We start from the raw sequence: 13,846 nt of genomic DNA, 5'->3' as shown, positions 1-13,846 counted from the left end.
TGATTGTTTGTACGACTGAATATTCACATATCTTGCACGAGGCCCAGATAACATGCAATAGTCATCTAAGTTGTAGCGCATATCACACAGTCGCTCGTTCACTCCCGGAGGTCCCCGTGCAGATCACCCAGTCCCTGACTCAGACCGCCCAGCTGATGCCGGAGCACGTGGTCACCGTGTACCGAGGTCGCCGACGCACCGCTGCCGAGGTCCACGATCGCGTGGCCCGCCTCGCCGGCGCCTTCCAGTCGCTCGGCGCGCGGACCGGCGACCGGATCGGCATCGTCTCCCTCAACAGCGACCGCTACCACGAGTTCCTCCTCGCGGTCCCGTGGGCGGGCTGCGTGGTGAACCCGGTCAACGTCCGCTGGAGTGCCGCGGAGATCGCCTACTCGCTGGTCGACTGCCAGACCGACATCCTGCTGGTCGACGACACGTTCGCCCCGCTCGTCCCGGCACTGCGAGACGCCGCGCCGAACCTCCGCTCGGTGATCTTCACCGGCGAGGGCGAGCTGCCCGACGGAATGCTCGACTACGAGAAGTTGATCGCGGACGCCGACCCGGTCGACGACGCCCGACGCCACGGCGACGACCTGTACGGCATCTTCTACACGGGCGGCACCACCGGCGCGCCGAAGGGCGTGATGCTCTCGCACCGCTCGTGCCTCACCTCGGCGATGGGCTCACAGGTCACCACCGACATGATGAACCGCGGCGGCATCCTGCTCCACGCCGCACCGATGTTCCACCTCGCCGACCTCGCCGCCTGGCATCTGGCCTGCCTCACCCGTGCGACGCACCTGATCATCCCGGCGTTCAGCCCCGCGGGCGTCGTCGACGCGATCGCCGAACACGGCGCCACCGACGCTCTGCTGGTTCCGACGATGATCCAGATGCTCGTCGACTCCCCCGAAGCGCAGAACGCGGACCTCTCGAGCCTGTCCCGGATCCTGTACGGCGCGTCGCCCATCTCCGAGGCGCTGCTGGAGCGGGTCGGAAAAGTGCTGCCGTCAGCCCGACTGACGCAGGCGTACGGGATGACCGAGGTCGCGCCCGTCGCCACGCTCCTCACCGCCGACGACCACGACGATCCCGCCCTGCGTCGCAGCTGCGGCCGCCCGGCGGTGCATTCGGAGATCCGGATCGTCGGCCCGGACGACGTCGACGTGCCGCGCGGCGAGGTCGGCGAGATCCTGGTCCGCGGGGACCACGTGATGACCGGTTACTGGAACAAGGAGGACGCGACCGCAGAAGCTCTACGCGGCGGCTGGATGCACACCGGCGACGCCGGACGGATGGACGACGCCGGGTACGTCTTCCTCGCCGACCGCATCAAGGACATGGTGATCACCGGCGGCGAGAACGTCTACTCCGTCGAGGTGGAGAACGCCCTCGCCAAGCATCCGGCGGTCGCGCAGGTGGCCGTGATCGGCGTGCCCGACGACGCCTGGGGCGAACGCGTCCACGCGGTGGTCGTCCTGGCGCCCGGCGCCGAGGTCACCGCAGACGAGCTCCGGGACTCGTGCCGCGACCAGATCGCGAACTACAAGGTCCCGCGGACCGTCGCCTTCGTCGACGCCCTCCCGATGTCCGGCGCGGGCAAGATCCTGAAGCGGACGCTGCGCGAGATGGAGTGGTAGGCGTCAGGCGAACGCCTCCCGCACCTGCTCGGCGGTGAGGCCGTAGTCCTCCAGGGCGTACGTGTGCTTGGGACGGCGGTCGCCGGACTTGGAGTCCTCGTCGAGCGCGACCATCGCGGCGCGCCCCTCGTCGGAGAGCGGGGTGCCGACGGCGTCATAGACCTTCTCGACCGCAGCGAAGGGATCGGCGCGCAGGTCGGCGAAGTCGATGTCCACGAACTGGGCGGGGTCGTACTTCGCCCGGGCCGCGGAGAAGTCGCGCAGGCCGCGCGACCACAGGTCCAACTGCGTCTGCCCGATCCGCTCCGGCGTGTACGCCCGCGAGTAACCTGCGGTCGCCTGTTCGGCGAGGCTGCACATGGATCCGATGATGGTCTCCGGCGCGCGATGCGTCTGCACGATGATCGCGTCCGGGTACACCTCCATGATCGCGTCGAGCGCGAACAGGTGGCTCGGATTCTTGAGCACCCAGCGGCGGTCGGCGTCGTTGGATCCGATGAGCTGCAGGTTGCGCTTGTGCCGCGCGTAGGCGGGCGTCCAGTCCTGCTGCGACAGCCACGCGGAGTAGTCGGGGATGTGCGCGAGGGTCTCGTACGAGATCGACATCAGCGACTGCCGCAGCAGCTGCCAGCACTCCTCCACCTCGGCGGCACCCATGTAGTGCAGACCCATGAACTCGGGGTTCTCGACGTGATGCTGCGACAGTCCGGCGTCGATCTGCTGGAAGACGGGGTTGGCGGCCCAGGTGTCGCGCGGCGGGCGCGGCTGCGGGAACTCGGTCAGCCACATCTCCAGGCCCTGGTTTGCGGGGTCGGCGGCGAGCAGTCGGTGCAGCGCGGTGGTGCCGGTGCGCGGCAGTCCGGTCACGAAGACCGGCCGTTCGATCGGCGTCTCGACGCAGCCGGGGTTCGCCTTCCAGCCTGCCTCACTGAGCAGCCGGGCGATCAGCGCGCCTTTGAGGAAGTAGCGGAACATCTTGCTGCCCAGCGGTTCCAGCTCGGCGGTGGCGGCGTAGGAATCGAGGAGGACCTGCAGACCCTCGCGGTAGTCGTCGTCGCCGAAGTCCGACAGGCCGACGGTCCGCGTCGCGGCGTCGTGCAGCTCGTCGATGCTGCCGACGGACGTTCGCTGTGCGCTAGTCATGGTATTCACCGCAGTTCACGTCGAGGGTGTGGCCGGTGATGGCCCGGGCCATGTCGGAGGCGAGGAAGACGACGGCGTCGGCGATCTCGTCGGGTTCGGGCAGCCGCTTCAGGTCGCTGCGCGACGCCGTCTGCTCGTACACCTGCTCGGGGGTGATGCCGTACTTCTCGGCGACCTGACCGAAGTACCACTTGAGCTGGTCGTCCCAGATGTAGCCGGGCGCCACGCTGTTGACGCGGATCCCGGCGTCGCCGAGTTCGGTCGCCAGGGTCTGCGACATCGCCAGCAGGGCGCTCTTGGCGATCTTGTAGCTGCCGTACCGCGGCTCGGAGTGCCGGATGACCATCGAGTTGATGTTGACGATGGAACCCTTGGCCTCGGTGAGCGCGGGCGTGAACGCCTTGATGACGCGCAGCGTGCCGAGGACGGTCAGGTCGATGCCGCTGGTCACCTGATCGAAGTCGGTGCGGCCCAACGGCTTCATCGACGGCAGCGCGAAGGCGTTGTTGACCAGGGCGTCCACGCGGCCGTACTCGCCGACGGCGCGGTCGACGAGAGCGGCGACGGCGTCGTCGTCGGTGATGTCGGTCGGCACGGTCAGCGCCTCACCGCCGGCGTCGCGGATCTGGCCTGCGATCTCGTCGAGGCGCGACGCGGTTCGCGCGGCCAGCACCACGCGGGCGCCCTCGGCGGCGGAGCGCCGACACACGGCCCGTCCCAGGGCGGGGCCGACGCCCGAGACGACGACCACTTTTCCGTCGAGCAATCCTGTCATGGTCGTCTCCTATCCGAGCATCCGGCGGGCGAAGGCGCGCTGTCGCACCGCGATCCGCTCGGCCCAGCCGGCGGCGTCGATGCGGTTCTGGTCGTAGAAGGGCAGGTGTGCGGGGACGTCGGCGGCGTCGACCACCACCGCGGTCGGCCCCTGCTCCGGGGTGATCGGGGCGTCGGTCCGCTGCCACCGGAACTGCAGGATCCCACGGCGACGGCCGGTGGTCTCGACCCAGTTGGCGACGCCGGGATCGTCGGCCGAGATGACCATGCGGATCATGCCGTCCGGATCAACCTGGGCCTGCGCCGAATTGAGCGACGTCTGGTGGTTCACGTAGTCGAGCGAGATGTACCAGAGGCTGCCGAGCTGGAAGCCCTGGTAGGGGGCGTCGGATTTCGGCACGGTGACGACCATCGCGGTGCCCGCGGGGAGGTCGAAGTGGCCGACCGACGAGTACTGCGTCGCGAGCCCGCCGGGCGTGGTGCGCGGCGCGGTGAAGGTGTTGACCGGTTCCCCGAGGTAGAACCACTTCGGGAAGTTGAACCAGGTTTTGACGCGGGAGGTCAGCATCTTCGCGGCGATCGCGTACCGCTTGGCGATGCGGGCGGTCGTGAATTCGACGGGCGGGACCCCGACGGCGTCGACCCGCTCGATGCTGATGGAGCCGCGCGCCTCGGTGGCCCAGTCGCTGTAGACCTCGCGGACCGAGAGCATGGTGGCGCCCTCGCCGAGGACGAAGTGGGTGCCCGCGGGGGCGTCGGGGTTCTCGGGACCGAAGGTGATCTCGAAGGTGCCGTCGGCGGCGATGGGGATCTCGCGGTCGTCGAAGGCCACCTCGCCGCCGGGGACGTCATCGGCCGTGTAGTTGCCGCGCAGCACCTGGAAGGCGAGGTCGGAGGTGGTGCCGCGGACGCCGCGCACCACATAGGTGGCGTCGGCCTCGACCGTGGCGTGGTAGTAGATCGTGTCCGGGTTGTCGAGGCCCATCTTGGAGTAGGGCCCGGTGGAGGTGACGAAGTACGGGTGCGACTTCTCCCCGGCCCGCGCCACCTGCAGGATCGACGAGATGCCGCCTGCCAGGTAGTCGAGGCCTTCGGCGAGGTCGGCGTCGGTCTCCGCGAACTCCGCCGACAGGACCAGTGCCTCCGCTTCGGCGATGGCGTCCGTGAAGGGTTTGGTGACGCCCGCGAGATCGGCCCCTACAGCCACGTGTCTCCTCCGTTCCAGGTCAGGAAGTTCTCGAGCTCGGCCTGCACCGGCGTCACCCGAGGATGCTCGGTCGAGAGGTAGCCGCCGCGGTAGAACAGCAGCGGCTTGTCCTGCAGGACCTCGCCGAGGGTGAGCGCACGACCGACCACGATCCAGTGGTCGCCGCCGTCGACGACGTTCTCCACCGAGCACTCGACCCAGGTGAGATTGTTGCGCAGCACCGGCAGCCCCGCGGGCGACGCGTCCCACCTGATGGACTTGAACTTGTCGGAGCCGGGCGCGCCGAAGGTCGCACTGACGTCCTGCTGGCGGTTGGAGAGGACGTTGACGCAGAACTTGCCGTTGGCCTCGATCACCGGCCAGGTGCGGGAGGTCTTCTGGGGGCAGAACAGGACCAGCGGCGGGTCCAGCGACAGCGCCGAGAACGACTGGCAGGCGAAGCCCACCGGGGCGCCCTCGCCGTCGAGCGAGGTGATCACCGTGACGCCCGTGCAGAACTGGCCCATCGCGGTCCGGAACTGCCGGGAGTCGAATTCGTCGGTGCCGTACGGGGAATGCGGAGTCATCGGACTCTCCTACTCGTGAGCTCAGTTCGGGTGTACCGATATTTGCGTCCCCCTGACGGCCTGCCGAGGGCTATTTGCCCTCGGAGTGCCGTCAGGGGGACGCAGATGTCAGCATCGGTGGTTACTTCATGCCGATCGTGAAGTCGTGACCCCACAGACTGACGGCCGTCGACTCGCGGGCCACCCAGTCATCGTCGTCCACCTGGCGTCCCTCGCACCCGAATTCGATGTCGAAGCCGCCGGGCGTCTTCATGTAGAAGGACAGCATCAGGTCGTTGACGTGGCGGCCCAGCGTCGCCGACATCTTGACCTTCTTACGCAGGGCGCGGTCGTGGGCCAGGCCGACGTCGTCGGAGTTCTCGACCTCCACCATGAGGTGCACGATGCCGGTCGGGTTGGGGATCGGAAGGAAGGCCAGAGAGTGGTGACGCGGGTTGCAGCCGAAGAAGCGCAGCCATGCCGGCTCCTCCCCCTCCTGCCGTCCGACGACCTGCGGCGGCAGCCGCATCGAGTCGCGGAGACGGAAGCCGAGGACATCGCGGTAGAAGGCGAGCGCCTTCGCATCGTCGGTGGTGGTCAGGACCACGTGGCCGAGGCCCTGCTCGCCGGTCACGAACGTGTGCCCGTACGGGCTCACCACGCGTCGGTGCTGCAGTGCGACCCCGTGGAAGGCCTCCAGGACGTTGCCGTCCGGGTCGGCGAAGACGATCAACTCGGCGACGCGACGGTCTGCGATCTCCTCGGCGGTGCCCTCGCGGAAGTCGACGCCGGCAGCGGTCAGGCGATCGCGGACCTCCTGCAGTCCCTCCGCTGTCGCGCACTCCCAGCCCGACGCCGCGAGGTGGTCGCGGTCGGACGGCACGATCACCAGGCGGGCGGGGAAGTCGTCCATCCGCAGGTACAGGGCCTCCGGAATGCTGCCGCTTCCTTCCACCATGCCGAGGACCTTCAGTCCGTACTCGCGCCACGCGTCCATGTCGGTGGCGTCGATCCGCATGTAGCCGAGAGACCGGATGGGGCTCTGGTCGTCAGTCAATTCGATGTTCCTTGTTCGTTGTTTCTTACCCAGCCCGCGTCACGTGGTCTCGACCGACGCCTCGGCCTTCGGCCTCGGAAGTCGGCTCGACCTGCCGCTCCGCGTCACTACACCATCGTGTCGCCGATGGGGATCCCGAACTCGCCGTTGCCGAACGCCTGGTAGGCGCGCTCGGGGTCGTTGGCGGCGTGGACGCGGCCGGCGTGGGCGTCGCGCCAGAAGCGCTGGATCGGGGTGCCGTTCTCCAGGGCGTGGGCGCCGGAGTTCTCGAAGAGCAGGTCGATGGCGTCGATCGCGCGACCGGTCGCGCGGACCTGGTCGCGGCGGGCGGCCAGGCGCAGTTCCATCGGCACCTCCTCACCGGCGACGATGAGGTCGTACTCGGCCTGCAGGTTGCCCGACAGCTGACGCCACGCGGCGTCGATGTCGGAGGCGGCCTCGGCGATGCGGACCTTGGCGAACGGGTCCTCCTTGGACTTCTCGCCGGCGTAGGCGGCGCGGACGCGCTTGCCCTGGTGCTCGACGTGCGCGGTGTAGGCGCCGTACGCCATGCCGACGATCGGCGCGGAGATCACCGACGGGTGAATGGTGCCCCACGGCATCTTGTACACCGGCGCGGTGTTGATCTCGAGGCCCGGCGCGGTGCCCATGCTCATGGCACGGAAGCTCAGCACGCGGTGCGACGGGACGAAGACGTCCTTGACCTCGATCGTGTTGGAGCCGGTACCGCGCAGACCGACGACGTTCCAGACGTCCTTGATGTTGTAGTCGCTGCGCGGGATCAGGTAGCTGACGAAGTCGACCGGCTTGCCGTGCTTGATCACCGGACCGCCGACCACGACCCACTTCGCGATCTCGCAGCCCGACGACCATGCCCACGATCCGTTGACCTTGTAGCCGCCGTCGACCACCTCGCCCATGCCCATCGGGGCGTACGACGACGAGATGCGGGTCTCGGGGTCTTCGCCCCAGACGTCTTCCTGCGCCTGCTGGCTGAAGAGCGCGAGGTGCCAGTTGTGGACGCCGACGATGCCGGAGACCCAGCCGGTGGACCCGCACGCGGTCGCGAGTCGGCGGACCGCCTCGTAGTAGGTCACGGGATCGGACTGGAGACCGCCCCACTGCTCGGGCTGCAGCAGCTTGAAGAAGCCCGTCGCCTGGACCAGGCTCGCGACCTCGTCCGGGATCCGTCGTGCATCTTCCGTCGACTGCGCCCGCTGGGCGAGGTCGGGAAGCAGCGCGTCGATCTTGTCGAGAACCTGCTGTGCGGCCTCGCTTCGCTGTCCTGCCATGAGAGTCTCTCCTGTTCGTGTCATCCGCTCGATGCCAACATTAGAACACGTTCTCGTTCAAAACTAGAACACGTTCTCATTTTAGGTTGAAACATGTTCTAATATCGTCAGTAGACGGGCGCATGCGCCCGAAGCAGACACCGAACGAGGAGTCCACGATGGTTGACACCGATATCCGGGAGATCGACACCGGCACGCCCCCGACCCGCTTCGCCCGCGGTTGGCACTGCATCGGCCTGGTCGACGAGTACAACGACGGCGAGACGCACTCGCTGGAGATCTTCGGCACCAAGCTGGTGGTGTGGGCCGACCGCCAGGGCGACGTCCACACGCTCGACGCCTTCTGTCGACACATGGGCGCCGACCTGTCGATGGGCACGGTCAAGGGCGACAACGTCGCGTGTGCGTTCCACGGCTGGGAGTGGAACGGCAAGGGCCGCTGCGCCTCGGTCCCCTACGCCAAGCGGCACCCGAAGCTGGCCAAGACCCGCACCTGGCCGACCATGGTCCGCAACGGCCAGGTCTTCGTCTACAACGATCCCGAGGGCAACCCGCCGTCGGACGACATCGTGATCCCCGAACTCGCCGAGTTCGGGAGCGACGAGTGGACCGGTTGGACCTGGAACAAGATCGTGATCGAGGGCTCCAACTGCCGCGAGATCATCGACAACGTGGTCGACATGGCGCACTTCTTCTACGTGCACTACGCGCTGCCCGACTACTTCAAGAACGTCTTCGAAGGCGAGACGGCCGCGCAGTACATGAACAGCCACGGACGGCCCGACGTCGGCATCTCGACCGCGTACGGCGACACCCGCCTCGAGTCGATCGCCGCGTACTACGGCCCGTCCTACATGCTGAATCCGATGGTGCAGTACTACGGCAAGTACTCCATCGAGACCATCCTGACCAACTGCCACTACCCGATCGACGCGAACTCGTTCGTCCTGATGTTCGGCGTCATGGCGAAGATCCCGAAGGGACTCTCGCCCGAGCAGACCGACGGCATGGTCAAGACCATCACCAAGGGCGTCGAGGTCGGCTTCATGCAGGACGTCGCGATCTGGAAGCGCAAGACCCGGATCGACAACCCGCTGCTCGTAGAGGAGGACGGCCCCGTCTACCAGCTCCGCCGCTGGTACGAGCAGTTCTACGTCGACGCCGCCGACGTCACCGAGGAGATGTCGGGCCGGTACGAGTACGAGATCGACACCGCCAAGGCCCAGGAGACCTGGAACCTGGAGATCCAGGAGAACCTCCGGATCCAGGCCGAGAAGAAGGCCGCCGAAGAGGCCGCCGCGGCCTCGGCCGATTCCGACGAGGGCGCATCGGTCTGATGACCCGCACCGACGAACGCGACGCCGCTGCGGGGTCCGGCTGGGCCAAGGCCCCGCAGTGGGTGCACGACCCGGACCGCGCTGCGGCGATCGCCGATGCCACGGCTCGCGATCGTCGGCACTACCTCACCGGCGGTCTCCGCGAAGTGGAGTGCCGCACCTGTCTGGCGAAGGTGATGGTGAAGAAGACAGGCGCGCATCACACCAGCGTGCAGTGGAACGACGACGCCCTGGCGCAGTGCTCGCAGATCGCCGAGATCCGGGCCGGCGGGGGCAACGCCGCCCTGCTCCCGACCTGCCCGCGCCTGTCGGCGAGTATCGACCACGCCGTCGCCGAGGGAATCCTGCCCGACGAGTCCCCCGAGGTGGACCCGGACGGGTACTGGTGAGCCTCCGCTGACTCGACCGCTCGGGGTCAGTTGACGCACGGCACGCCGGAATCGCTGGTGACCGGCTTCCCGGAGTCCGGCACGGGCGCGTCGACGACCGTCGCCGAAGCGGCGTCCGTGGCGGACGCCGCGGTGGCCGCCGGCACGACCTTCCGAGCCGGCGACGGCCGCATGCCGAAGGCCCGCTGGACGCGCGCCCGGATCGCGGCCGGATCGACGATGTTGACGTCCTGACCGTCGACCGTGTCGTAGCGGACCACGGGGAGCGTCGAGAAGGAGATCCGTTGGTCGGGCACGGTGCCCATCTCCTGCGCCCAGGTCGCCAGATCCCATCCGGACGACAGCACCACGTCGCGCTGCGCGGCGTCGACCAGGGCGGTGATCTTGCCGAGGTCGGTGAACGTTCCGGCATCGCGCAGCTGATTGAGCGCCGACAGCATGAACGCCTGCTGGCGGTGCGTGCGATCGAGGTCGCCGTTCTGAAGCCCGTGCCGCTGTCGGACGAAGGCGACCGACTGCGCCGGTGTCAGGGTGTGCTCCCCCGCTGAGAAGTGAGCGTCCGAGTAGCCGTCGGAGACGGCGTGCTTGAGGCAGACCTTCACCCCGCCGAGCGCCGACGCGAGGTCGTAGAAGCCGACGAGGCTGATCTCGGCGAACCGGTCGATCGGCACGCCGGTGAGCGCACGGACAGTCTTGATGGTCTCGGCCCGCCCCGCTTCGCGGCCGCGGGTCTCCAGTTCGGACGGGTCGGTGACGCCCGCCGCCTGCAACTCGTTCTCGGTGAGGGCCTTCTTCCGACCGTAGGCCTCCTTGATCTTGGCCTGCGGCACGTCGACCCCCTGGACGTCGACGAGGTCGTCGCGCGGGATCGAGAAGGCCACGATGTTCTTCCGGTCCGCGGGGATGTGCACCAGGATCATCGTGTTGGTGTTGTAGCCGCCGTTGCTGCTGTCGCCGGCGTGCAGTTGTTTGAGGATGTCGGGCGGGAGGTCCTGACCGTGCAGGTCCTTGCGGGTGTCGAGGCCCATCAGCAGGATGTTCTCGGCACCGCCCGTCGAGTGCGGCGCGTCGACTCCGAGCGCGCTCGACACGGTGAATCCGACGACCAGGTGGTGGGTTCCGGCCCAGGTCAGTCCGGACGCGGCGATCGTGACGACCGACGCGACGGCGACGACACCGCGCGCGAGCTTCAGCCCCGCCGACTGCCGTCGAACGGGCTGTCGTGCCGGGCCTCGACGATGTCTCGTCGCCGCACCGGGGATCCGCCATTCGGGAACGTACTCACCGGCCGCGACCCTGGCCTGAACCACCTCTCGGGCCGTCGGCCGCACCGGAGCCACACTGCGACGACGCCGCACGTCTCACCTCATCTCACGGTCCGGCGCAGCGTGAAACCGCGGCGCAACGTTCCAGTCTCCGCGCGGCGCCTTGCTGTTCCCTTAATCCGTCGACTGGCGATCCGGCGTCGGACCGTACTCACGAAACCACTGGTCAACGCCGTTCGACGGATCTCGTTCGCGGTGGAACCATGGCGCTATGCCGCCGGCCGAACTCACCGTTCACACGGCGCTCACCTCATGGCGATTCGACCCGGTGTCGACCGTGCTGTGTCTGGTCTGCGTCGTCTCGTACCTGGCCGCCGCGCGCGGTGGTCGGGTCGGTCGCGGCACCCGTGCCGCCTTCGTCGCGGGGTGCGCCGCGTGGTGGTTCACGGCGAACGGTTTCATCGCGGTCTACGGCGACGTGCTGTTCTGGGTGCGCGCCCTCGGCTTCGTCCTTCTGACTCTGGTCGCGGGGTTCCTCCTGGCCGCGGGGCGTCCCGTGACCGTCGCCGTCGCGCATCGTCGACTGCGTCGCGCCGCCCTGCGCGCGGGGCGATCGTGGGGCGCGCGGTGGCTGCTCTCGCCCCTAGCGACCTCGATGTTGATGCTGGTGACCCCGTGGCTGCTGTTCCTCACGCCCTGGTATTCGGCGACGGTCGAGTCGGCGGTCGCGCAGCGCGCCACGGAGTCCCTGCTCGTCGCGGTCGGCACGGTGTACTTCTACGCCAGGCTGCAGGCCGATCCGGTGCCCCGCCATCGACACGCGGGACTGTCGTTGGTGATCGCGACGGCGGAGACGCTCGGCGACGGTGTGCTCGGCGTGGTCCTCTGGCAAGGCTGGGTTCTCGACGCCGTCGTGAGGCAAGCGATGCTCCGGGACTGGGGACCGTCGCCGCGCACCGATCAGACCGTCGGCGCGGGGATCCTGTGGGTCCTCGGCGACGTGGTCGGGCTGCCGTTCCTGATGTATCTGTTCGCCCGCTGGCGTGCCGACGACGACCGCTCGGCGCGGGCTGCCGATGTCGCGCTGACCTCCCCCGCCGAACCCACCGACGGCGTCGCGACCGACCGTCCGTGGTTCCTCGACGACCCCGAGCTCAGCGAGCGGTTCCACCGCCGATGATCGACGCCGCGATCCGGACGATTCCCGTCGACAAGGCATCGTCCATCGACGATCATCAACCGTGACATTCCCTCTCCACGATCCTTCAGCATCGAAAGCGAGACCACCGTGCCCGACTACTCCGCCGCTCCCGGCGCACCCATCTGGTTCGACCTCATGTCGAGCGACGTCGATCGCGCCTCCGAGTTCTACGGCGCCCTGTTCGGCTGGTCCACCGAGGAGCCGTCGGCCGACTTCGGCGGCTACCGCAACTTCCAGGCCAACGGCGCCCGCGTCGCCGGTCTGATGCCGATGGCCGGTTCGGACAACGAACCCACCAACGTCTGGGCCGTCTACTTCCGCAGCGACGACGCCGCCGCGACCACCGAAGCCGTCGCCGCGAACGGCGGCACCGTGATCGTCCCGCCGATGCCGGTCGGCGACATGGGCACGATGGCCGTCTACATCGATCCGGCGGGCGGCGCGTTCGGCGCGTGGCAGCCGGGCACCCACCCCGGCTTCATCGAGCGCGGTACCGCAGGCACCCCGTACTGGTTCGACGAGATGTCGATGGACTACGCGGCGTCGACCGCGTTCTACCCGAAGATCTTCGACTGGGAGTTGGAGGCGATCCCCGCCGCGGACGACGGTCCGAGCGGGTACTCGCAGGTGATGATCGGCGGCGAGGCCAACGCCGGAATCATGGACGCGGCGGCGATGCTCGGCGAGGGGCACCCGTCGTTCTGGCAGGTCTACATCACCGTCGACGACGTGCCCGCCGCCCTGGAGAAGGCCGTGGAACTCGGCGGCTCGGTGCTGATGCCGCCGGACGACACCCCCTACGGCGTTCTCGCCGCGATCAAGGATCCGCTGGGCGCCGCCATCTGCATCGCCTCGCCGCCCGCCGGTATGTGATCGACGTGTCCGAGCAGGGTGCCGGCCCGGCGTGGGCCACCGCGGGCGGGGGTTGGGCGTCGCAGGGCGCGATCTTCGATCACCTCTTCCGTGACGTGACCGGGGCGATCATCGCGACCGCCGATCCGGCCGGCATCGTGCTCGACGTCGGGTGCGGTACCGGTGCATTGCTCGAGGCGGTGGCGGAGGTCGGCGCGCAGCCGGTCGGCGTCGACATCTCCCCCGCCATGATCGAGGTGGCCACGCGCCGGGTCCCGCAGGCCCGGACACTGGTCGCCGACGCCGGGGTCGCCGACCTCCGCGCGTTGACCGACGGTGCCGGTTTCGCGCGGGTGATCTCCCGGTTCGGTGTCATGTTCTTCCCCGACCCGGTCTCCGCGTTCGCCAACATCCATCGGGCCGCGGCCGACGGCGCCACCCTCACATTCGTGTGCTGGCAGGCCCGACCCGACAATCTGATGTTCACACTCGGCACCGACGTGCTGGCCGCGGCCGTCGATCCGCCGCCCACCAAGCCCGGCCCGGGCGAACCCGGGCCGATGGCCTTCGCCGACCCCGACCACGTCCGCCGCGTCCTGACGGGCGGCGGGTGGTCGGAGGTCGACGTCCGGGACTTCACCTTCACCAGCGTCTACTCGCGCGACGACGGCGCGGGCGGCCTCACCGACGGCGTCGACGAGCGACTCGCCGTCATCGGCGCCACCAGCAGCGGTGCGCTGCGCGCCCAACTCGGCGACGACGCGTGGTTCGCACTCCTGGGCCGTGCCCGCGACGCCATCCGGGCACACGTGGTGGACGGCGTGCTGCAGCACGACAACCACTGCTGGTTGGTGACCGCTCGTAAATAGAGCACCGTTTCGGGGACAGTCGACGACAGTGGGAACATTCGCGTCTCCCCCGGACACCATCCGCGTCTCCGGCCGACATCTGCGTCGTCCGGGACGACGCAACCGTCTGCGGGAGACGCAAGTGTGTGAAATCAGCGCATCTGCGTCTCCCGGCGACATCTGCGTCGTCGCGCGGCCCGCAGCCGTACCACTTTCAGTGAGAACACGTTCTAGTTTAAGCTGTTCTGAAACACGTTCTATTTTTGTGCGCGGCGCGCGACGCTGAGCCGGAGGGA

The 13,846-nt window shown here is 68.5% G+C and carries 13 protein-coding genes; 6 read left to right on the top strand and 7 right to left on the bottom strand.

Features of this window, described 5'->3' with window-relative positions:
* Positions 1 to 116 precede the first annotated feature (116 nt).
* A complete protein-coding gene (locus ACH46_RS03265) occupies positions 117 to 1,640 on the top strand; it encodes a long-chain-fatty-acid--CoA ligase (protein WP_062391659.1) in 1,524 nt (507 codons plus the stop codon).
* Positions 1,641 to 1,643: 3 nt separating this feature from the next.
* Here ACH46_RS03265 and ACH46_RS03260 read toward each other — a convergent pair whose 3' ends face one another.
* The 6 genes from ACH46_RS03260 to hsaA all read right to left on the bottom strand — a co-directional run bounded on the left by ACH46_RS03260 (position 1,644) and on the right by hsaA (position 7,658).
* The gene (locus ACH46_RS03260; protein WP_062391658.1) at positions 1,644 to 2,783 is read right to left on the bottom strand and encodes a sulfotransferase family protein; all 1,140 of its coding nucleotides are present in this window, start codon (positions 2,781 to 2,783) and stop codon (positions 1,644 to 1,646) included.
* On the bottom strand, positions 2,776 to 3,558 hold the full coding sequence (locus ACH46_RS03255; protein ID WP_062391657.1) for an SDR family oxidoreductase: 783 nt from the start codon (positions 3,556 to 3,558) through the stop codon (positions 2,776 to 2,778). Before ACH46_RS03255 ends, ACH46_RS03260 begins: the two co-directional genes overlap by 8 nt.
* Before the next feature lie 9 nt (positions 3,559 to 3,567).
* Positions 3,568 to 4,764: a hypothetical protein gene (locus ACH46_RS03250; protein ID WP_226995748.1), complete on the bottom strand. Its 1,197-nt coding sequence runs from the start codon at positions 4,762 to 4,764 to the stop codon at positions 3,568 to 3,570.
* Entirely contained in the window at positions 4,755 to 5,330 is a 576-nt protein-coding gene (gene hsaB / locus ACH46_RS03245; protein ID WP_062391656.1) for a 3-hydroxy-9,10-secoandrosta-1,3,5(10)-triene-9,17-dione monooxygenase reductase subunit, read from the bottom strand. The genes ACH46_RS03250 and hsaB overlap by 10 nt, the downstream gene beginning before the upstream one ends.
* Positions 5,331 to 5,451: 121 nt before the next feature.
* The gene (gene hsaC, locus ACH46_RS03240; protein ID WP_269465036.1) at positions 5,452 to 6,366 is read right to left on the bottom strand and encodes an iron-dependent extradiol dioxygenase HsaC; all 915 of its coding nucleotides are present in this window, start codon (positions 6,364 to 6,366) and stop codon (positions 5,452 to 5,454) included.
* A 107-nt stretch (positions 6,367 to 6,473) separates the two neighbouring features.
* Positions 6,474 to 7,658 (bottom strand): 3-hydroxy-9,10-secoandrosta-1,3,5(10)-triene-9,17-dione monooxygenase oxygenase subunit, encoded by a 1,185-nt coding sequence (hsaA, locus tag ACH46_RS03235; RefSeq protein ID WP_062391655.1) that lies wholly within the window; start codon positions 7,656 to 7,658, stop codon positions 6,474 to 6,476.
* 158 nt (positions 7,659 to 7,816) lie between these two features.
* Between hsaA and ACH46_RS03230 the strand changes: the two genes are divergently transcribed.
* Together ACH46_RS03230 and ACH46_RS03225 are read left to right on the top strand one after the other, a co-directional pair.
* Entirely contained in the window at positions 7,817 to 8,995 is a 1,179-nt protein-coding gene (locus ACH46_RS03230) for a 3-ketosteroid-9-alpha-monooxygenase, oxygenase component (RefSeq protein WP_193392937.1), read from the top strand.
* On the top strand, positions 8,995 to 9,384 hold the full coding sequence (locus tag ACH46_RS03225; RefSeq protein ID WP_062391653.1) for a hypothetical protein: 390 nt from the start codon (positions 8,995 to 8,997) through the stop codon (positions 9,382 to 9,384). The genes ACH46_RS03230 and ACH46_RS03225 overlap by 1 nt, the downstream gene beginning before the upstream one ends.
* A gap of 26 nt (positions 9,385 to 9,410) precedes the next feature.
* Here the strand turns inward: ACH46_RS03225 and ACH46_RS03220 are convergent, their stop codons facing one another.
* Positions 9,411 to 10,742: an LCP family protein gene (locus ACH46_RS03220; protein WP_226995747.1), complete on the bottom strand. Its 1,332-nt coding sequence runs from the start codon at positions 10,740 to 10,742 to the stop codon at positions 9,411 to 9,413.
* A gap of 178 nt (positions 10,743 to 10,920) precedes the next feature.
* On the opposite strand from ACH46_RS03220, the gene ACH46_RS03215 reads away from it, so the two are divergent.
* The 3 genes from ACH46_RS03215 (at position 10,921) to ACH46_RS03205 (ending at position 13,571) form a co-directional block, all read left to right on the top strand.
* On the top strand, positions 10,921 to 11,829 hold the full coding sequence (locus ACH46_RS03215) for a cytochrome c oxidase assembly protein (protein ID WP_062391652.1): 909 nt from the start codon (positions 10,921 to 10,923) through the stop codon (positions 11,827 to 11,829).
* A gap of 108 nt (positions 11,830 to 11,937) precedes the next feature.
* Positions 11,938 to 12,723 carry a VOC family protein gene (locus ACH46_RS03210; protein ID WP_062391651.1) on the top strand — a complete coding sequence of 262 codons (786 nt, stop codon included), beginning with the start codon at positions 11,938 to 11,940 and terminating at the stop codon, positions 12,721 to 12,723.
* 5 nt (positions 12,724 to 12,728) lie between these two features.
* Complete coding sequence (locus tag ACH46_RS03205; RefSeq protein ID WP_062391650.1) at positions 12,729 to 13,571, top strand: class I SAM-dependent methyltransferase; 843 nt, start codon at positions 12,729 to 12,731, stop codon at positions 13,569 to 13,571.
* Positions 13,572 to 13,846 lie beyond the last annotated feature (275 nt).

Origin of the sequence: Gordonia phthalatica (genome assembly GCF_001305675.1) — a bacterium.
In the GTDB taxonomy this organism is placed as follows: Bacteria; Actinomycetota; Actinomycetes; order Mycobacteriales; family Mycobacteriaceae; genus Gordonia; species Gordonia phthalatica.
Note: the sequence above shows the minus strand (reverse complement) of the source record. Positions and strands in the feature narration are given on the sequence as shown.

Excerpts from the sequence above, each read along its gene's own strand:
- ACH46_RS03260 (WP_062391658.1), bottom strand. The coding sequence starts at position 2,783 with ATGACTAGCGCACAGCGAACGTCCGTCGGCAGCATCGACGAGCTGCAC.
- ACH46_RS03255 (WP_062391657.1), bottom strand. The coding sequence starts at position 3,558 with ATGACAGGATTGCTCGACGGAAAAGTGGTCGTCGTCTCGGGCGTCGGC.
- hsaB (WP_062391656.1), bottom strand. The coding sequence starts at position 5,330 with ATGACTCCGCATTCCCCGTACGGCACCGACGAATTCGACTCCCGGCAG.
- hsaA (WP_062391655.1), bottom strand. The coding sequence starts at position 7,658 with ATGGCAGGACAGCGAAGCGAGGCCGCACAGCAGGTTCTCGACAAGATC.
- ACH46_RS03230 (WP_193392937.1), top strand. The coding sequence starts at position 7,817 with ATGGTTGACACCGATATCCGGGAGATCGACACCGGCACGCCCCCGACC.
- ACH46_RS03225 (WP_062391653.1), top strand. The coding sequence starts at position 8,995 with ATGACCCGCACCGACGAACGCGACGCCGCTGCGGGGTCCGGCTGGGCC.
- ACH46_RS03215 (WP_062391652.1), top strand. The coding sequence starts at position 10,921 with ATGCCGCCGGCCGAACTCACCGTTCACACGGCGCTCACCTCATGGCGA.